Origin of the sequence: Pleomorphomonas sp. PLEO (genome assembly GCF_041320595.1) — a bacterium.
Lineage (GTDB): Bacteria > Pseudomonadota > Alphaproteobacteria > Rhizobiales > Pleomorphomonadaceae > Pleomorphomonas.
Window position 1 is genome coordinate 2,645,844 of sequence record NZ_CP166625.1, and the last position, 19,024, is coordinate 2,664,867.

General features: G+C 61.9%; 18 protein-coding genes and 1 tRNA gene. 12 read left to right on the forward strand and 7 right to left on the reverse strand.

Going from position 1 to position 19,024, the window contains the following annotated elements; genetic code table 11:
- Positions 1 to 108 precede the first annotated feature (108 nt).
- The gene (locus tag AB6N07_RS12260) at positions 109 to 1,068 is read left to right on the forward strand and encodes an IS110 family transposase (RefSeq protein ID WP_370676023.1); all 960 of its coding nucleotides are present in this window, start codon (positions 109 to 111) and stop codon (positions 1,066 to 1,068) included.
- A gap of 102 nt (positions 1,069 to 1,170) precedes the next feature.
- Here the strand turns inward: AB6N07_RS12260 and AB6N07_RS12265 are convergent, their stop codons facing one another.
- Entirely contained in the window at positions 1,171 to 1,884 is a 714-nt protein-coding gene (locus AB6N07_RS12265) for an aspartate/glutamate racemase family protein (RefSeq protein ID WP_370678082.1), read from the reverse strand.
- Positions 1,885 to 2,047: 163 nt separating this feature from the next.
- Between AB6N07_RS12265 and AB6N07_RS12270 the strand changes: the two genes are divergently transcribed.
- Positions 2,048 to 2,512, forward strand: a complete 465-nt coding sequence (locus tag AB6N07_RS12270) for an Lrp/AsnC family transcriptional regulator (RefSeq protein WP_370678083.1) — start codon at positions 2,048 to 2,050, stop codon at positions 2,510 to 2,512.
- Positions 2,513 to 2,572: 60 nt separating this feature from the next.
- Here the strand turns inward: AB6N07_RS12270 and AB6N07_RS12275 are convergent, their stop codons facing one another.
- Complete coding sequence (locus AB6N07_RS12275; protein WP_370678084.1) at positions 2,573 to 2,947, reverse strand: EthD domain-containing protein; 375 nt, start codon at positions 2,945 to 2,947, stop codon at positions 2,573 to 2,575.
- Positions 2,948 to 3,017: 70 nt separating this feature from the next.
- Here AB6N07_RS12275 and AB6N07_RS12280 point away from each other — a divergent pair, with 70 nt between their 5' ends.
- Positions 3,018 to 3,353, forward strand: coding sequence for a MerR family transcriptional regulator (locus AB6N07_RS12280; protein ID WP_370678085.1), 336 nt, complete (start codon positions 3,018 to 3,020; stop codon positions 3,351 to 3,353).
- Between the two features lie 58 nt (positions 3,354 to 3,411).
- Positions 3,412 to 3,921: a DUF1993 family protein gene (locus tag AB6N07_RS12285; protein WP_370678086.1), complete on the forward strand. Its 510-nt coding sequence runs from the start codon at positions 3,412 to 3,414 to the stop codon at positions 3,919 to 3,921.
- 4 nt (positions 3,922 to 3,925) lie between these two features.
- Here AB6N07_RS12285 and fumC read toward each other — a convergent pair whose 3' ends face one another.
- Complete coding sequence (gene fumC, locus AB6N07_RS12290; RefSeq protein ID WP_370678230.1) at positions 3,926 to 5,353, reverse strand: class II fumarate hydratase; 1,428 nt, start codon at positions 5,351 to 5,353, stop codon at positions 3,926 to 3,928.
- 298 nt (positions 5,354 to 5,651) lie between these two features.
- On the opposite strand from fumC, the gene AB6N07_RS12295 reads away from it, so the two are divergent.
- The 4 genes from AB6N07_RS12295 to AB6N07_RS12310 all read left to right on the forward strand — a co-directional run bounded on the left by AB6N07_RS12295 (position 5,652) and on the right by AB6N07_RS12310 (position 10,263).
- Positions 5,652 to 6,275, forward strand: coding sequence for a TetR/AcrR family transcriptional regulator (locus AB6N07_RS12295; protein WP_370678087.1), 624 nt, complete (start codon positions 5,652 to 5,654; stop codon positions 6,273 to 6,275).
- Between the two features lie 76 nt (positions 6,276 to 6,351).
- Entirely contained in the window at positions 6,352 to 7,371 is a 1,020-nt protein-coding gene (gene ilvC / locus AB6N07_RS12300; RefSeq protein ID WP_026792317.1) for a ketol-acid reductoisomerase, read from the forward strand.
- A gap of 356 nt (positions 7,372 to 7,727) precedes the next feature.
- Positions 7,728 to 9,401, forward strand: coding sequence for a methyl-accepting chemotaxis protein (locus AB6N07_RS12305; RefSeq protein WP_370678088.1), 1,674 nt, complete (start codon positions 7,728 to 7,730; stop codon positions 9,399 to 9,401).
- Positions 9,402 to 9,552: 151 nt separating this feature from the next.
- On the forward strand, positions 9,553 to 10,263 hold the full coding sequence (locus AB6N07_RS12310) for an NUDIX hydrolase (protein WP_370678089.1): 711 nt from the start codon (positions 9,553 to 9,555) through the stop codon (positions 10,261 to 10,263).
- Between the two features lie 78 nt (positions 10,264 to 10,341).
- Here the strand turns inward: AB6N07_RS12310 and AB6N07_RS12315 are convergent, their stop codons facing one another.
- Entirely contained in the window at positions 10,342 to 10,776 is a 435-nt protein-coding gene (locus tag AB6N07_RS12315) for a BA14K family protein (RefSeq protein ID WP_370678090.1), read from the reverse strand.
- Between the two features lie 181 nt (positions 10,777 to 10,957).
- On the opposite strand from AB6N07_RS12315, the gene AB6N07_RS12320 reads away from it, so the two are divergent.
- From AB6N07_RS12320 to AB6N07_RS12330, 3 genes are all read left to right on the forward strand, one after another.
- Positions 10,958 to 11,869 (forward strand): PhzF family phenazine biosynthesis protein, encoded by a 912-nt coding sequence (locus AB6N07_RS12320; RefSeq protein WP_370678091.1) that lies wholly within the window; start codon positions 10,958 to 10,960, stop codon positions 11,867 to 11,869.
- Between the two features lie 245 nt (positions 11,870 to 12,114).
- A tRNA-Lys gene (locus AB6N07_RS12325) sits at positions 12,115 to 12,190 on the forward strand.
- A gap of 436 nt (positions 12,191 to 12,626) precedes the next feature.
- A complete protein-coding gene (locus AB6N07_RS12330; protein ID WP_370678092.1) occupies positions 12,627 to 14,609 on the forward strand; it encodes a tetratricopeptide repeat protein in 1,983 nt (660 codons plus the stop codon).
- Positions 14,610 to 14,778: 169 nt separating this feature from the next.
- Here AB6N07_RS12330 and AB6N07_RS12335 read toward each other — a convergent pair whose 3' ends face one another.
- The 3 genes from AB6N07_RS12335 to AB6N07_RS12345 form a co-directional block, all read right to left on the reverse strand.
- Complete coding sequence (locus tag AB6N07_RS12335; RefSeq protein WP_370678093.1) at positions 14,779 to 16,473, reverse strand: methyl-accepting chemotaxis protein; 1,695 nt, start codon at positions 16,471 to 16,473, stop codon at positions 14,779 to 14,781.
- Positions 16,474 to 16,946: 473 nt separating this feature from the next.
- Complete coding sequence (locus AB6N07_RS12340; protein WP_370678094.1) at positions 16,947 to 17,402, reverse strand: DUF411 domain-containing protein; 456 nt, start codon at positions 17,400 to 17,402, stop codon at positions 16,947 to 16,949.
- Positions 17,403 to 17,496: 94 nt separating this feature from the next.
- Entirely contained in the window at positions 17,497 to 17,844 is a 348-nt protein-coding gene (locus tag AB6N07_RS12345) for a hypothetical protein (RefSeq protein WP_370678095.1), read from the reverse strand.
- 163 nt (positions 17,845 to 18,007) lie between these two features.
- On the opposite strand from AB6N07_RS12345, the gene AB6N07_RS12350 reads away from it, so the two are divergent.
- A complete protein-coding gene (locus AB6N07_RS12350) occupies positions 18,008 to 19,024 on the forward strand; it encodes a 2-hydroxyacid dehydrogenase (protein ID WP_370678096.1) in 1,017 nt (338 codons plus the stop codon).

Consider the following 19,024-nt stretch of genomic DNA (forward strand, 5'->3'; position numbering starts at 1 on the left):
CGCTTGGAGAGTTGATGGGGTCTCTGGGGGCTGACCCTTGCCGATCAGACCCACGCCCGAGAACAATCCGAAGCTCATGGTGGCCTAACTTGGGAAGGATAGCACATCATGACCTTTTTGCAGAAGGCTCCCGAGATCGTTCTGGGCTTCGATGTCTCCCAGGACACGCTGACGGTCTTCCAAGCCCTTTCCTCGTCTGCCTGTCCGAAGCCTTGCGTCATCGACAATACCGCCGCCGCCATCCGCCGCTTTCTGAAGAGTCTTGAGCGGATAGACCTTGCGGTCTGCGAGCCGACCGGTGGCCATGAGCATGTCCTTGTGGCCGAACTGATGGCCGCAGGCATTGCCTGCCACCGGGTGGATGCCTTGAAGGTAAAGGCTTTTATCCGCTCCTTCGGCACCCTGGCCAAGACGGACGCTCTCGATGCCGAAGCGCTGGCCCGCTACGGGCAGGATCGCTGGGATCGGCTTTCCCTCTTCCTGCCGAAAGAGGCCGACCAGAAGATCTTGACCGATCTGGTTGCCCGGCGCGAGGACCTGGTTGCCCTCAAGGTGGCCGAGCAGAACCGGGCAAGAGCGCCGGCCAGCAAGGTGATCAAGGCGTCCTGTGACGCCATCCTGCGGGCCATCGTCCGCCAGATCAAAGCCATTGAGGCGGAGACGAAGGCGCTGATCGACAGAACCCCGCAGCTCAAGGCTGCCTTCCGGGAAATGCAGAGCTTGCCCGGTGTCGGGTCGCTGACCGCGATCGCTCTTCTCGCCCACATGCCAGAGCTGGGCAGCCTGCAGCGAAGGCAGGCGGCCTCGCTGGCCGGCGTGGCCCCACACGCCAATGACAGCGGTCTGTTCAAGGGACACAGGACGATGCGCGGTGGACGCTCTGAGGTGCGTCGTCTCCTCTTCATGGCAGCCCTGGCCGCAAGCCACGCAAAGGGACCATTACGTGAGGTCTATCAACGCCTTGTTCAAAACGGAAAGAAGCCAATCGTCGCCATCGGAGCCCTCATGCGCAAGATCATCGTCATCCTCAATGCAAGACTGAGAGACCTCAATGCCCAACAGAGTTGATGACAATTTATCTATATGTTTTTATTATATAATTCTGTCTTCCTACGCGAAGGCGTAGGACCTCAGGCAGGATAGGGTAAGGGGCCGATATAGGATGCCCGGTTACTCAGCAGCCGCCTTCATTCCACCCGCCAGCGCGAAGTCGACGGCGGCGGCGGCGTGGATCGCCGTGCTGTCATAGCCTGGCAGTGGCAGCGCGTCGGGTTCGAGCAGCAGGCAGATTTCCGTACAGCCGAGAATGACGGCGTCGCAACCTTCATCTTTTGCCTGGGCGATCAGGTCGAGGAAGGCGGCGCGCGACTCGTCGCGGACGGTGCCGGCGCAGAGCTCGTCGAAGATGACGTTATGGACGATGGCGCGGCCGGCTTCGCCGGGCGTCGTCATGGCAATTCCATGAGCGGCCATACGGCGGGCATAGAAGCCCTGTTCCATGGTGTAGCGGGTGGCCAGCAGCAGCGGCCGGCGTACGCCCGAGGCCGACAGCACTTTCGCCGTCTCGTCGATGATGTTGAGGAGCGGGATTTTGACGGTTGCGGCCACCTCGTCGGCGACGAGATGCATGGTGTTGGTGCAGATCAGAACGCAGTCGGCGCCGGCCCGTTCAAGCCCTTGCGCCGCCTTGCCGAGGCGTTCGGCGGCGGCGTCCCAGCGTCCAGCCTTCTGCAAGTCGACAATCGACTGGAAGTCGACCGAGTGCATGACGAGCTCGGCCGAGTGCAGGCCGCCAAGGCGCGTCCGTACCGCCTCATTGATCATCTTGTAGTAGACAGCGGTGCTCTCGAAACTCATGCCGCCGATGAGGCCAATGGTGCGCATCTCAGTTCCCTTTGTCGCGATGGCCGATCATAGCTTCGGTCATCCGCCAAGGGTTTGCATGCCTCAGCGCAAAATCTGGCTACCAGGCAATTTGCTGGCGCAGATTTGCATTATTGTGCAAAATAGGCGCGTGATCATTCTTCTACAAAGGAATCGGCGGCGCATGCTCGACGAACGTGACCGAAAGCTGCTGGATTTGTTGCAGCGCGATGCGGGCCTGTCGGTGGTCGATCTCGCCGACCGGGTAGCGCTATCGGTGTCGGCCTGCTCGCGGCGCATCCAGCGCCTGGAGACCGAGGGCTACATCGCCCGCCGCACGGTGGTGCTCGACCGTGGCCGGCTCGGCGTGCCGACCACCGTCTATGCCTTGATCCGCACCGCCCATCACTCGGCTGAGTGGATGGAGCGCTTCGCCGCCGTCATCGCCGACATTCCCGAGGTGGTGGAGGCGCATCGCCTCACCGGCAATATCGACTACATCCTGAAGCTCGCCCTGCCGCGCGTCGAGCATTACGACGTCATTTACAAACAGATCGTCCGCAAGGTGGAGCTGTTCGACGTCAGCGCGGCCATCTCCATGGAAACCCTGAAGGATGGCGAGCCGCTGCCGGTGGACTATGCGACCTGATATCCTGCCCCGAAGACAAGTGGGGCGGTTTCCTTAGCGCCGCCTATCATCGGACCGCTGTTATTCGACCATCGGTCGTTCGATGCCGAACCACAGGCAGGAGCGGGAGAGATCGACGAAGCGGCGTTCATCCGCCGAGATTTCGGCCACGGCGGCGAGCCCCCCGGGCGTCGAACGAACGGCGCGATAGTCTTCGAGATCGTTCCACCAGAGTTCTCCGAGACCATCGAAATCGATGGCCAACGTACCGCGCGCCTGCCGGAGCATTTCCTGAACGGGTTCGTCGGCGTCGACCGTCGTCTGGATATAGCGGCGAATGCGCAGGGGCTGGGCGAGGCTGGCCACCAGCGGGCCATGAACCTCGCGCCAGTAGCGGTCGAATTCGCCGTGGTCGAGAGAGGGCAAGCGGCGAACAAACATGGTCATCTTCAGCATGATGCTTCCTTTCACGCGGGATGACAGCCATGCTAGGGTCTGACACGCGTGTCAGGGTCAAGAGGCGATCATGCAGATCGGCGAATTGTCGCGGCGGACTGGGGTCAGCGTCCGCATGCTGCGCCGTTACGAGGCGTTGGGCTTGCTCTCCCCGGCGCGGACAGCCTCGGGCTATCGCTCATTTGCCGCCGATGACGCTGCCACTGTCAGGCGCATTGCCGTGCTGAGCGAGGCGGGGCTGACGCTGTCCGCCATTCGTGGTCTTCTGCCCTGCGCGCGTGGGGCTCTTGTCGGCGAAGCACCATGCCCGGCCTTCCGAGCCGGCGTTCGGGCGAAGCTCGCCGACATCGACGCCAAGATGCGGGCTCTCGCCGAAAGTCGGCGAATTCTAAGCGAGTGGGCGTAAAGCCTGCTGCCGGTCCCTGACAATGGTATCGGCCAGTCTGCGGTCCAAGGAGCGCAGAATGATCAGCCTTTACGCCATTTTCGTGCCGGTGTTCCGCCGCTATCTGGAGCGGCTCGATGAACTCGTCGCCAAGTCGGCGGCCCATATCGACGATCTCGGTTTGCCAGAAGTGGCGTTGCTTGGCGCGCGCCTTGCGCCCGACATGCTGCCCTTCGAAGCGCAGGTGCGGATTGCCGCCCGCTTTCCGTTGAGAGCGCTGAGGCCGCTGGCACCGCACCTACCAGATCTGGATTTTCCAGAGGCCGTCTCCTTCGCCGATCTCCGAGCCGATATCGCCGCCGTTGTGGGAGCGTTATCGACGCTAAGGCGCGACGATCTCGAAGGGCGCGAGGGAGAGATGGTTACTGATCGCGCCGGCCTTGCCGACATTGCACTGCCGGCGGCGCGCTTCGTCGCCGAGTACGCGCTGCCGAACATGTTCTTCCACCACACCACCGCCTATGCCATCGCCCGCTGGGAAGGCGTGAATCTCGGCAAGGCGGACTTCGATGGCTGGCACAGGTACTGAGGTCTCACTCCGGTCCGATCATACGCTCCGGCCGGACCAACTCGTCGAATTCAGCGTTGGTGACGTAGCCGCCGCCGACCGCTTCCTCGCGGAGCGTGGTGCCGTTCTTGTGCGCCGTCTTGGCGATCTTGGCGGCGATGTCATAGCCGACTTTGGGGGCCAGCGCGGTGACCAGCATCAGCGAGCGGCCGAGGGCAGCCTTGATGTTGTCTTCGCGCGGCTCGATGCCGACGACGCAGTTGTCGGTGAAGGAGACGGCGGCGTCGGCCAAGAGCGTCACCGACTGCAGGAAGTTGTAGGCCATCACCGGATTGTAGACGTTGAGCTCGAAATGGCCCTGGCTGCCGGCAAAGGTCAGCGCCGAATGGTTTCCGAACACCTGGACGCAGACCATGGTCAACGCCTCGCACTGCGTCGGGTTGACCTTGCCCGGCATGATCGACGAGCCCGGCTCGTTTTCCGGCAGCGACAATTCGCCGAGGCCGGAGCGTGGTCCGGACCCCAGGAGACGGATGTCGTTGGCGATCTTGAACAGGCTCGCAGCCACCGTGTTGAGGGCGCCATGGCTCATCACCATGGCGTCGTGGGCGGCCAGCGCCTCGAACTTGTTGGGGGCCGAGGTGAAGGGGTGGCCGGTCAGTTCCGCGACGCGGGCGGCGATCTTCTCGGCAAAGCCCTTGGGGGCGTTGAGGCCGGTGCCGACGGCGGTGCCACCTTGGGCGATTTCCATCAGCATCGGCAGCGTCAGTTCGATGCGCTTGATGCCGTTCTCGACCTGCTTGGCGTAGCCGGAGAACTCCTGACCGAGGGTCAGCGGCGTGGCATCCTGGGTGTGGGTGCGGCCGATCTTGATGATGTCCGCCCAGCTCTTCGCCTTGGCGTCGAGCGCCTTGTTGAGGTGGTGGAGCGCCGGCAACAGCTTCTCGATCACCTCGGAAGCGGCGGCGATATGCATTGATGACGGATAGGTGTCGTTGGACGACTGGCTCATGTTGACGTGGTCGTTGGGATGCACCGGCTTCTTGGAGCCGAGCGTGCCGCCCATGAGTTCGATCGCCCGGTTGGAGATCACCTCGTTGGCGTTCATGTTGGTCTGGGTGCCGGAGCCGGTCTGCCAGACGGCAAGCGGGAAGTGGGCGTCGAGCTTGCCGTCGATCACCTCTTGCGCCGCCGTGACAATGGTGTCGCAGAGCTTCGGATCGAGCTTGCCGAGATCGCGGTTGACCTCGGCGGCGGCGCGCTTCAGAACGCCGAGCGCCTTGACGATGGCCTTCGGTTGCTTTTCCCAGCCGATTTTGAAATTGCCCAGGGAGCGCTGCGTCTGAGCGCCCCAATAAACGGACGTGTCGACGTCGATGGGGCCGAAGGTGTCGGATTCGATGCGGGTGGACAAGCGCGAACTCCCTGCTGTCTTGTCGATCGTCCTGGACAGTGCCGGGGCGGCGCCGTTGCATACTCTGGTCGGATCGAGGCGATCCGAACATCAGGAATATGCACAAGCAGTTGACTTTGGGGCATTTCCCTATCGATCAGATGGAGCCATCTGTTCGGGAAATGCTCTAGGCGATTTTTATCAGGGATTCCACCCATGCCTAAGGAGAAAGGCCGAGGTTTCACCGAAATGTGGTCGCGGCGTGCCGGCGCTTGACAAGACCGGATGTCGGCACTAGAACGGCGGAACCGTACCGTACGGTACATAAGTTTGAGCCGCCGACAGAGAGCGTCCCGCCATGGAGCCCTTCACCCCCCGCCAGAATGCCGTGCTGGAATGCGCGCTGCAGCTGTTGGTGGCCGGTGGCGAGCGGGCTCTGACCACCGCTGGCCTTGCCAGGGCGGCCAACTGTTCCAAGGAAAGTCTCTACAAGTGGTTTGGCGACCGCGACGGTCTGCTGGCGGCGATGATCACCTATCAGGCCAGCAAGGTGAGGACGCCGGGGCCGCGCGAGACGATGCCAACCCTCGACGACTTCACGCGCAGCCTGGTCGTGTTCGCCGAGGATCTGCTTGGCGTGCTCTCAGGCGAGGTGTCGCTGGCGCTCAACCGCCTCGCCATCGGTCAGGCCGACCGCGATGGCGCCCAGCTCGGCGCCCTGTTGCGCGAACATGGTCGGCTGCCGATCGAGCAACGCGCCCGAGCGCTGCTGGAGCTTGGGCGGCGGCACGGTTACGTGCATTTCGCCGACACGCGCGAGGCCTATGAGACCCTTTATGGGCTGATCGTTCACGACGGCCACGTGCGCATGCTGCTCGGCGAGCCACCCGCCGGGATGGCCGATGACCGGCCGCGACGGGCGCGGTTGGCGATCTCGCAGTTTTTCCGTCTCTATGGGCACGGCGCCCAGGACATCGAATAACCCGATTTCATGAGTGAACCGACGACCGGCGGGGGCCGGCGTCCAAAGAACGCCACTGGCGAGGAAGGAAGACAACATGCGCGTTTATTATGATCGTGATGCCGATCTCAACCTGATCAAGGGCAAGAAGGTCGTCGTCGTCGGCTACGGCTCGCAGGGCCGTGCCCATGCGCTGAACCTCAAGGACTCCGGCGCCAAGGACATCGTCATCGCCCTGCGTCCGGGTTCGGCGACGGCCAAGAAGGTCGAGGCCGACGGCCTGAAGGTCATGTCGGTGGCCGACGCCGCCAAGTGGGCCGACTTCCTGATGATCGCCACGCCGGACGAGCTGCAGGCGGACATCTACCGCAATGAGATCGCCCCGAACATCCGCGACGGCGCTGCCATTGCCTTCGCACATGGCCTCAACGTCCACTTTGGCCTGATCGAGCCGAAGGCGACCCTCGACGTGGTGATGATCGCCCCGAAGGGCCCCGGCCACACCGTGCGCGGCGAGTACCAGAAGGGCGGCGGCGTGCCTTGCCTCGTTGCCGTGGAGCAGAACGCCTCCGGCAACGCGCTTGAGCTGGCGCTTTCCTATGCCTCGGGCATCGGCGGCGGCCGTTCGGGCGTCATCGAGACCACCTTCCGTGAAGAATGCGAAACCGACCTGTTCGGCGAGCAGGTCGTCCTCTGCGGCGGCCTTGTCGAGCTGATCCGCAATGGCTTCGAGACGCTGGTCGAAGCCGGCTATGCGCCGGAGATGGCCTATTTCGAGTGCCTGCACGAAGTGAAGCTGATCGTCGACCTCATCTACGAGGGCGGCATCGCCAACATGAACTACTCGATCTCCAACACCGCCGAGTGGGGCGAATACGTCTCCGGTCCGCGCATCATCACGTCCGAGACCAAGGCCGAGATGAAGCGCGTGCTGAAGGACATTCAGTCGGGCAAGTTCACCTCGGAGTGGATGCAGGAATACAAGGCCGGCGCCGCCCGCTTCAAGGGTATCCGCCGCAACAACGACAGCCACCAGATCGAGGCGGTCGGCGAGAAGCTGCGCGCCATGATGCCGTGGATTGCGAAGAATAAGCTGGTCGACAAGGCCCGCAACTGATCGCAGGTCGCCGCCCGTTTATGATCAGGGCGTAAGGCTCGCGACAGCTTGCCAGGCGATCTTATTGACGAAGCCGGAGAGCCTCAGGGCTTTCCGGCTTTTGTTTTTGAAATGTAGTCCAGTATCCCGGAAATATACCTAGGGCAGTAATGTTTCCTTTACCTCTGTCACTACCGCAGGTTACATGGCTGAAAATATAACTTTTATTCATCATTGATCTGCGATTTCGTGGCTACAACGTTACAGTTCAATGGAAACATTCTACGCGTTAATCACTCGGCAATGGAAATATTTCTATGCTGCTGCGGAGTCAGCCACTCCCTGTCTAGACTGACCTTGTTTGCGGAAGCTCGAAAATGAAAATTCAAGGAAAGCTCTATTCGATCGTTGCCGTGCTTGGCGTCATTGCTATCGGTGTGGCGCTGCTCGGCATCCGCCTCATGCAGGGATACAATGAACACGTCGATGCCTTTCAAATGGCCTCGCAACGCGCCTATGACGGCGAGCACCTCAACCGGCTGATCACCGCCGTGGTTATGGATTCGCGCGGCATTTACGCTGCCAAGGACAACGACACGGCGAAGCCTTTTGCCGACGGCATTGTGAAGAACCTGAAAGCGATCGACACTCTGCTCGGTGAATGGTCGACGCGCGTGCCTGACGATCGCAAGGACGAATTGGGCGCTATCGTTGCCAAGGCCAAGGACTTCCAGACTTTCCGCACCGAGACTGCCAGGCTGGGTACCGAGGTGTCGCCGGCCGCTGCCAATGAGCAGGGCAACAACGAAGCCAACAGGAGCAACCGCAAGCAGCTCCAAGCCGAGCTCGACAAGCTGATCGATCTTGATCTTCAGGATCTCAATGCGGTGCGCGCCTCGATCGAAGACTATTACGTCGCCGGACGCCGCACCCTGATCATCTTCGCTGTTATCGGCATCCTGGCGGGTATCGGTATCGCATCCTGGATTGGTACAGCCAAGATTGCCGGCCCATTGCGCCGCGTCAACGGTGCGCTGGCCGATCTGACCCACGGCAAGATGGATGTCTCCATTCCCGCCAAGATCGGCCGCGATGAGATCGGCATGCTCTGGAGCACCGTCGGCACCTTCCGCGACACGCTGGTCGAGACCGAGCATCTCAAGGCGTCGCAGGCCGACGCGGAAGCGCGGCAGCGCGCGGAGCAGAAAGAGCTGCTCGGCCGCCTTGCCCATGAATTCGAGACCGAAGTCGGCGAGATGCTCGCCACGGTTACGCAGACGGCGCAATCGACCCTCAGGGCGGCCGAGGTGATGGTGACCGATGCCGAGGAAACCTCCGGGCGGTCGATGGCGGTGGCCAGTGCCTCTGAACAGACGTCGGCCAACGTGCAGGCGGTAGCCGGCGCGTCCGAAGAGCTGTCGTCGTCGATTGCCGAAATCGGCCGCCAGATCGCCGAGGCATCGACATTGATCGGTTCCGCCGTGGAACAGGCCCGCCTGACCGACAATGACGTTCGATCGCTGGCCGACAGTGCGTCCAAGGTCGGAACCATCGTTGCCATGATCCAGGCGATCGCCGAGCAGACCAACCTGCTCGCCCTCAACGCCACCATCGAGGCGGCACGAGCGGGCGAGGCGGGGCGTGGTTTCGCCGTCGTCGCCTCCGAGGTGAAGGCGCTGGCCAGCCAAACGGCAAAGGCGACGCAGGACATCGAGGCGCAGATGAGCACCATCCAGGGTGCCACCCAGCAGTCGGTGGAGAAGATCGCCGACATCTCGCGCCGCATCGCCGAACTCGATCACATCACGTCGTCGATCGCCGGCGCTGCCTCGCAGCAGAGTTCGGCAACCGGCGAGATCGCCCGCAATATTTCCGAGGCGGCCGTTGGCGCCGCCGAGGTGGCTTCGACCATCGTCGGCGTGCGGACCACCGCCGAAAAGGGTGGCGCGGCGTCGCGCGATCTCCTCGACCGCATGTCGCATCTCGCCAAACAGTCGGCGTCGCTGGAGCAGAAGGTGTCCGCCTTCGTCGGAACCATCCGCGCTGCCTAAACGATCGCTCTTGCGAAACCTTCGATCCCCGCCGGCCCTCCGGCGGGGATTTTTATTGAGCAAGCATCTGCCGGAGGCTTCGTCTTCCCGTAGTCGCATCGTGGGGCTAGTGTTCATCCGTCAGATCGGCTGACCTTTTCCGGAACACGATATGCTTCACGATATTACCGACGTCCGCCTTCGCCTTCGTCCCGGTGCCTGGCCGGTTGCCGACGGCTCGCGGCCCAAGATAGACGCGCATTGGGCAGCCTGCGTCGCGGCTAACCCGCATCTGTGGAATGGCCGCGTGCTCGGGACCATCGCGCCGGGCTTGCCGGGTGGCATCGCGGTCGATGGTGGCGTGTTGACGGGCGAGGCGGTCGAGGGCGACTTTGCCAGTTTCATGGCCTGGCGCGACTGGGGCTTTCCGGAGATCGGCATCCGCAACCTGTTCGGGTCGGCGCTTGTGTTGTCTTCGGACGGCGCGCTGATTCTGGGCGTAATGGGGGCGACGACGGCCAATGCTGGGAAGATCTATCCGCCCGGCGGCAGCCTGGAGCCGGCCGATGTCGACGCCGACGGCAATGTCGACCTGATCGCCTCGATCGAGCGGGAACTGCGTGAGGAGACCGGGCTGATCGCCGCCGAGGCGGCTGTGGAGGGTATGCTGGTCGCCTTCGACGGGCCGCGCGTATCGATTGGCCGCGTGCTCCGCTTTTCGATGCCGGCCGACGATCTCGTCTCGGTCGTCATGGCCGAACTCGACCGGCAGCAGGAGCGCGAACTGGAGCGGGTGGTCGCCTTCCGCACCCCTGCCGAGCTGGACCGTCCGGAGGTCACGGCCTATAGCCGCGCCTTCGCGGCGCGACTGCTTGCCGGCTGACATAAAAAAGCCGCCCGCCAGGAGGTCACGGCGGGCGGTTCAAGGTACTGCGATCTGCCTGGGGTGGTGGCTTTCCGATCAGCCGCCGTAGTAAGGCGACTGACAGGGGCGCAGGTTTCCGCGGTTGTCGACCCACGTATTGTCGTAGGAGTTATAGGAGCGATAGCGACCGGCACACCACGCCTGATGCTCCTGCGGCATTGGGGCCGCATAGACCGGGGCGGGCTGCTGATAGACGACAACGGGCGCCGGACGGTAGACGACGGGCGGCGGCGGCGGAGCATAGTATACCGACGGCGGCGGCGGATCATAATAGACCGGCGGCGACGGCGGCGAGGCTAGCGCCGCGCCGAGTATCGCGCCACCGAGGAGGCCGATGGCGCCGGCGGCTGCGACGTCGCCACGATTGTTACGGTGATGATAATAGTAGTCGTCCGCCATGGCCGGCAGCGCCAGCGAGGACAGGACGGCGGCGATGGCGACAGGTGCGGCGATCTTTGACAGCCTGAACATTTCTCGTCTCCATGCCCGGTCATGAAATTCGCGGACCGGTGCATCCTTTCCGTTAGCTATAGATGGTAATTTTGGTCGCATTTGGGAAGCTCGGTGGTGAAATTCGGGTGATAACCGACGTGGACTAACGCCATCGCCGCCACTATGGTGGCCGGCACCCGTGCGCCTCAGGAGAGACCAAGTGGCTCGTCGATATGCGATTCTTGATGTTTTCACCGCGAAGGGACTGACGGGCAATCCGCTGGCGGTCGTACTGGACAGCGATGGCCTCGATACGGCCAGCATGCTGGCGATCACCAAAGAATTCAATCTGTCCGAAACTGTGTTCGTGGAGGCGCCATCGCGGCCCGGCACATCGGCCAGGATTCGCATCTTCACGCCTGGCCGCGAGTTGCCGTTCGCCGGCCACCCGACCGTTGGCACCGCGGTGCTGCTCGCCCACGAACGCCTGCAAGGCATCGAGCGCGAGACCGATGCCATGGTGGTGCTTGAAGAGCAGGTGGGTGTCGTCCGTTGCGGCGTTACCATTTCGCCGGAGCGCTCCGGCCGTGCGGTTTTCGATTTGCCGAAGCTGCCGGACGAGCGGCCGTTCCATGGCGATATCGGGCTGGCCGCTTCGGCGTTGGGGCTCAACCGTGGCGATATCGGTTTTGAGAATCACGCACCCTGCGTCTTCGACGGCGGCGGCCCGGTGTTCGTATTCCTGCCGCTCGCTGGTCTTGACGCCATGCGCCGCATTCGCGTCGACAAGTCGCACTGGGCAGGCGCTTTTGGGTCGGCGGAACTCGACCTCTTCGTCTATAGCCGCGAGGTGGTGACAAAGGGGCATGATTTCCATGCCCGCATGTTCGCGCCGAATCTCGGGATCGGCGAAGACCCGGCGACCGGTTCGGCCGTGGCTGCCTTCTCGGCCGTGGTCCGCCGCTTCGATCGGCCGGCCGACGGCGAGCAGAAGTTCGTCATCGAACAGGGTTTCGAGATGGGGCGGCCGAGCCTCATCGAACTTGAGATCATCATCGAAAAGGGCAAGCTCACCGGTGGTCGCATCGGTGGCGAGGCGGTGATCGTCGGTCGCGGCGAACTCTACGTCTGACGTTTTGCCTATCCCCGATGCCATGACAAAGGCGGCAGCCCCATGAGGAGCTGCCGCCGTTTTTTTATGTGCTGGCGCAGAAAAGGCGCCTCATGGCCATCGATCGCAAAACCCCGTTAGCGGATTGAAATCAAAGCGCATTCATTTTTTTCTTCCGGCGGCTCGAAAAGGACTTGCGCCCGATCTCAGCCATGGTTATAAGCCGCCATCGCTTGCGGACGACACCAACGTCCGGCGAGAAAAGTGGGCGCGTAGCTCAGTTGGTAGAGCAGCTGACTCTTAATCAGCGGGTCACAGGTTCGAAACCTGTCGCGCCCACCACTTTTCCTCAGACGATCAATAACCGGCGGCAACCCGACGGCTGCGGGTCGCCCGGACTGGTCCCTGTCTAGACGATAGCGACCTTCAAGCCCCTTCAACTGCATTCCATAACAAGTCGGATGGTTCCCGCTCCAGCGTTTCGGACGGCCAGATGATCATCCGCTGTAGTGGAATCAGCGGAGAGGCCAAGATCGAGCTGAAGAGGCCTTAAACTCTCTCAGGCTCGATGCCGCAGACGTGCCGAAGCGCTATAGCTGGCTCTTCAGGTGCGCGTGCTGATCGGCGATCGAGGCGGTCTGCCGGAGGGGGCGGCGATCCATGCGGTGAGTTCCGCGGACAGGGCGCCTCGCGGTGACTGATCATAGGACTCTCCAGCCTGAAACAGCCCGAAGCAGCGTTTAATGGCTGTGAACCTATGACGTGGGAAGGGTTCGATATGCTTCAGGCGGCGTTTTCTCGAGCTTCCCGCTTATTTTCGGCTGGTAACATCCAGGATGCCGATGCGATCTGCAAAAAGATCCTAAGCAAGAACCCCGGCCATATCGATAGTCTGAACCTGCGGGCAGTCATATGTTGCCGGAATGGCCGGTTTTCGGAAGGCGCAGCGCTGCTTGAGGCCGTGTTGCGGATCGACAGACAAAATGTCCAGGCACTCGACGTGCTCGGGGACGCCTTCAGCGCGATGGGGCGCTTTGCCGAGGCGGCGGATTGTTATCTCAATCTCAGCTTGCGCAAGCAGGGGGCGGTGAGGCCTCTGGTGAAACGAGGCGCCGCGCTCTACCGCGCCGGCAACTGTGCGCAAGCGGCTGAAGTTTATCTAGCCGCCATCAATATCAGCGGAACTGAATCCAAGGCCTACGTGGCGAAGCTGTGGTTGGATTATGCCACGCTGGAAGTGGAATTAGATAACCTTCCCGAGGCTGAAAGCGCCCTGAGGCGAGCGATATCGCTCGAGCCAAACAACAAGTCCGCGATACTGAGCCTCTCGGATGTATTGTGCAGAATGGGTGAGGTGAGCGGCGCGGCAAAGCTCTGCTCTCAGGCCATATCGGCGGGACTACGCGACTCTGAAGTTCACTATAGTTATGGAAGGTTGCTATTCCACCTTAAGTCGTTCAGCGAATGCATCGCCGAATGCGATGCTGCGCTAGCGATAAATCCGGGCATGTATGCCGCGCACTGCCTTCGGGGTAGTTCATTGAGGTCCATGGGGCGACTCGAAGAGGCTGAAATCTCAGCCCGCGAGGCGCTGCGGATTCAGCCTGACTATGTCCTCGCATTGATAGAGCTCGGTACGGTGGTCGACGGCCTTGGCCGCCATGCTGAAGCGCTGGAGATGCGCAAAAAAACCGCCGAACTGGAGCCGAGTGAAACGACATTGGCCAATTTGGCTTTGTCGTTTGAGAATTTAGGCGAAACAGCTACGGCGATAGAAATTCTGGAGGGTGTATCGGCGAGGTATCCGGATAACCATAACTTAATGACCAGCCTAGCTTGTATCTACCTGAGAAATCAGATGTTCGACAAGGGTTGGAGCAAATATGCCTGGCGTATCCGGAGTGAAATAGACGCAAACAGAGTCCGTCACCACTCGCAATATGAGCGATGGCAGGGGCAATCTCTTGCGAGCGGTCGGCTACTCGTCTGGGGAGAGCAAGGTGTTGGCGACGAAGTCATGTTTTCGGGCCTGATACCCCAGTTATTGGCCGCTGGCATTGCCGTGACACTCGAATGCGATCCGCGTTTGGTGAAACCGTTGGCGCGCTCCTTTCCTCAAGTGGAGTGTTTTGCTAGGACCAGGGATCCCTTGCCGGCTTCAAACATATCCGCGGCTATTTCGGCAGGAGACCTGTTCGAGCTTCTCCGACCTGATCGGCATGCGGACCGTTGGTTGAGCGAAGGGTTCTTGCGTGCCGACGAACAGGCGCGGTCGCACTTTCGGGAGCGTTATGCCGCCAACCGTCCTCTGGTCGGGATTTCATGGCGTACTTCGAACCCAGTTACGGGGCACCTCAGATCTCTGCGAAGAGAGAATTTACATCACCTGGTGGCGTCTCAGGATGCAGATTTTGTGTCTCTTCAATATGGAAATCATGATGCGCTTCGGACAGAAGTGAATGGGGCCGTTTTAATCGATGGGGAAGTCGACCAATTTGTAGATCTAGACTTGTTCATTGCGCAGGTCTCGGCAATGGACGCTGTTGTGACAGTCGATAATACAACGGCCCATGTCGCTGGAGCGCTCAATATCCCGACACTTTTGCTTCTGCCATTTGCCGCGGATTGGCGGTGGTTCCGCAACGGCGGCAAATCGTCGTGGTATCCAAGCGTGATGCTGTTGCGACAGACAGTGTCATGTGAGTGGGAAGATGTCGTTGAAGAAGCCAAGAAGAAGCTGAGCGAAAGATTTTGGCTCTAGACGGGCGTCGCTTGATCCAGAGACGATGTGCAAGGCGCTGGTGATCCGGGCGATCAGCAAGCGGCTCCCTCTGCCACGATGAAGTACATTGCAAATACAAACCCCCACGCTTTGCGGCGTGGGGGGCTGGTATGTCCAGGTCCGGAGCACTTGGCGACGCGGTCGCTTATCAGGCAGCCTTGAGGCCCTGGACGAAGGCATCCACCTCGTGACGCAGCGTTGCCGAATTGGAGCTCATTGCTTCCGACAGACCCATCAATTGCGTGGCGGCTGCGCCGGTCATCTCGGCGGCGGTGCCGACGCCCGAGATGTTGTGGCTGACGGCAGCCGTTCCCTGCGCGGCGCGCTGGGTGTTCTGGGCGATCTCACCGGTCGCAGCGCCTTGCTGTTCCACGGCGCCGGCAATCGCTTCGGAGGCATGCTGGATGGTGTCGATGGTTTTGACGATCCGGGAGATGGACTCGACCGCGATGCCGGTCGCCGACTGGATCTCGGTGATCTTGGTACCGATCTCACTCGTCGCCTTGGCGGTTTGGTCGGCCAGCTGCTTGACCTCGGCGGCCACCACCGCGAAGCCCTTGCCGGCTTCACCGGCCCGTGCCGCCTCGATGGTGGCATTGAGCGCCAGGAGGTTGGTCTGTGCGGCGATATTGCTGATCAGTTCGACGACCGTGCCGATCTGCTGGGCGGACACCGACAGCGACTGAACATTCTTGCTTGAGGCCGCCGCTTCCGCCGCTGCTTCCTTGGCGATCCGCGAGGAATTGGTCACCTGCTGCGAGATTTCGCCGACCGATGCGGTCAGTTCTTCCGTGCCGGCGGCGACCGTCTGGACATTGGTCGAGGCTTCCTCAGAGGCGCCGGCTACCGACTGCGCCTGCCGGGCGGTTTCCTCGGCGGTGGCCGAAAGGTTTCTGGCGGCGTCGGCGACCTCCGCCGAGGAGCCGGTAAAGGCTGACGATAGTTGTTCTATGCGCGCGGCGAATTGGTCGGTCAGCTCGGAACGGCGCTTGAGTTCGGCTGCCTCGGCTGCCTTGATCGCCTCGGCGGCGTGGCGGGCGTCCTCAGCGAGCTTGAGGCTGGAGCGAAATTCCTCGAGGCTATTGGCGATGCGGCCGATTTCTTCCTTGCGGTCCCGGTTCTCGATCGAAACGCTGTAGTCGCCGTCCTGCATGGCGCGCATCTGTAAAAGCAAATGAGCGAGCGGCCTCGTGACAGAATTCCGCATGACGATGATGGAAAGGGCGCCGATCGCCAGTGTGGCCAACAGTATGCCAGCAATGGTAACCCAGATTGTCTGGGTAACCGCATCGCCATTTTCCTGGACCTGAGCGCCCACGTCCTTGACGACTTGATCGTTGAAGCTGGTCATGCCTTGCTGAATACTGCTGACGGCTGGCTGGCAGTCACTGATCAGCAATTGCAGGGCCTTGGCGTTTTGCGCTGGGTCGGTGCTCTGCGACAGCTTCGCTGCCTCCCCGCAGACACCAGCTATGGCGGCGTCGGTCTGGTCGGCAAAGGCTTTGATCTGCGACGCTCGGTCGGGAAGGCGGGCCGCAGCCTCTTTGAAGTAACCTTGAGCCGAGTTCAGCGCCTTGTCACGGGCGGCAGCGGCGTCTGCATTGTCCTTTTCCGTTGTCGAGGCGGCATTCTTGAACAGCGACGCTACCACTTCTGAAAGATTGCGATTGGCGCGCGCCAGCATAAATGGTGCCTGCGCGTCGTTCTGGATCAAGTCCTGGTAGCTGCTACTCACCGTTTTCGTTTGCCAGCCAAAGTAGACGGCGCCTGAGATGGCGACCAAGCCGATCGAACCGGCGGCCAAAACAACCTTCGTTAGCAGCGACAAATTCTTCAGCGACATAGAGACCTCCGGTCAAACACGTAGGGGCATGTCGCACTTCGGGAATTAATAAGTGATAAAACTAATGCTCGCGAAATTAGATGTATAAGATGAGGCGAGTGCTATCCGATGGCGAAATAAACGGAGCCTTTCATCCCCTGATGAAAGTGCCAATATTCAAAAGTCGTACTTATATTTTATTTTGTCTGTTGGGGCTTCTGCGACGAACCGTTTCGCAACTTTGGGAAGTCGGTGTTTTCCTTTCTCGAAGTGTCCGCGATAGCCACTTGCCACCCGCCTCTTGCGCGCTGGACTATACAATAGGTGTGGTGAGCCAGATGGCCAGCGCGGCGGCGCCTGAAGGTTGCCGCGCTGGACCATATGCATGAAGTGATGATGCCGATGGCCGAGGCCGCCGACCGGCGAGCTTTCAATCGGGGCATGCCTGCCTATCACCGGGGCGGCTGGCATGGCTCGGAGCGAGCTTGCGTCCCTCAGCCACGATCAGGCTGCACGGTAGCGAAGACGCGCGTCGTGCCGTCCTTGCCGATCAGAAGCACGTCATAGGGTTCGGCATCGGCGTCGGCGCCCATGCCGGGCGAGCCGAGCGGCATGCCGGGGGCGGCGAGGCCGACGGCATCCGGCTTTTCAGCAAGCAGCCGGTCGACCAGCGCCGCCGGCACGTGGCCTTCGATGGCATAGCCGCCGACCATGGCGGTGTGGCACGAGGCGACTTCCTCGGGAATGCCGAGTTCCTTCTTCCTGGCCGTGATGGCGTCATAGTCGAGTTCGGTGGCGTTCACCGTGTAGCCGGCTGCCTGCATGTGGCTGATCCAGCCATGGCAGCACATGCAGCCTTCGTTGAGCACGACGTCGACTTTCTGGCCGGCTGCGCCGGCCAGCGAGGTGGAGGCGGCGAGGATGAGGATCGCGAGGAGATGGGATTTCATGATTTTGCCTGTGATGGTGCCCGTCCGGCCGCGACACATGGCAAGCATCGGCGGTGGCGGAGCAGATTGAGAAAAGCTGGGGTTTGGTTGCCGCTCAGGCGCGCGGCGGTTCAATCGGTGGCGGTGGCGAGCGACCTTCGAGACCGGCGACGACGATTGGTGCGTCAGCGCAGCGTTCGTTGGCGAAGGCGAGGACCGGAGCGGCCGGCAGCAGGGCAGGGGCGACTATCGAGCAGCTGAGACCGAGGCAATTACCGGCAAGACCGGCCTTGTGCGTAGCGGCGCCGGAGGCTTTGCCGCAGCAATCGTGCCCGGTGTTCGCAATCGTCATGGTCATGGCGGTGTGCGCGGCGACCACGGGGGTGACGGCGCTTCTGCCGCCCAGAAGACCGATCAGGGCGGCGGCAATGAGAATGAGGCGAAGGCCGGCGAGAAAGTGCATTTTGGCAGTCTGGCATTGTTCCGGTCGGCCGGCCAGCCTGGGTTGATGCTGATGGGCGCGGTCATGCTTTCGCCGCAGAGGCGAGGTCGGCCGCACTTCCCCCTCTTTTCTTGTGGCCGGCGCCTGATAGGGTCTCGCTCAGACCACCGACCCGGAGAGCCCGATGCGCGTTGCCGTTTTCAGCACCAAGCCCTACGACCGCACCTTCCTGAGCCGCGCTGCCGCAATGCATGGCCACGAACTGACCTTTTTCGAACCACGACTCGACCTGACGACGGCGCGGCTCGCCGAGGGCTTCCCCGCCATTTGCGCTTTCGTCAACGATACGCTCGACGCTGAGGTGATCGCGGCGCTGGCAGCCGGTGGTACACGGATCGTGGCGCTTCGGGCGGCCGGCTTCAACAATGTGGCCCTCGACGCGGCCGAGGAGAAGGGCGTCACCGTGCTCCGCGTGCCGGCCTATTCGCCGCATGCGGTCGCCGAATTCTCGGTCGGTCTGCTGCTTGCTCTTGACCGGCGCATTCACCGGGCGTGGGCGCGGGTGCGTGAAAACAACTTTGCACTGGAAGGCCTGCTTGGCCACGATCTCTACGGCCGCACGGTGGGCATCGTGGGCACTGGCCGGATCGGCGCGCTGGTGGCGCGCGCCTATCGTCTCGGTTTTGGCTGCGAGGTGGTCGCCCATGACCGCTACGAAGTCGATGATCTCAAGGCGATCGGCGTCACCTATGTCGGGCGTGACGAGTTGATCGAGCGTTCGGACATCATCAGCTTGCATTGCCCGCTGACGCCGGAGACGCACTATCTGATCGACGAGGCGGCGATCGCGCGCGCCAAGCTCGGTTTCGTCCTGATCAACACCTCGCGCGGCGCGCTGATCAATGCGGAGGCGGTGATCGGTGGCCTCAAGAGCGGCCGGATCGGCGGTGTCGCACTCGACGTCTATGAGCAGGAAGCCGACCTGTTCTTTGAAGATCTCTCCAGCGAGATCATCCAGGACGACGTGTTCCAGCGCCTGCTGACTTTCCCCAACGTGCTGATCACCGGCCACCAGGCCTTCTTCACCGAAGAGGCGCTTCTGGCCATTGCCGAGACCACCATGGGCAACATCGCCGTCGAGGAGGCGGGCAAAGTGTCGCCCAACCGCGTGCTCAGCGAGAAGGTGGCCGGCAAGGGCTGA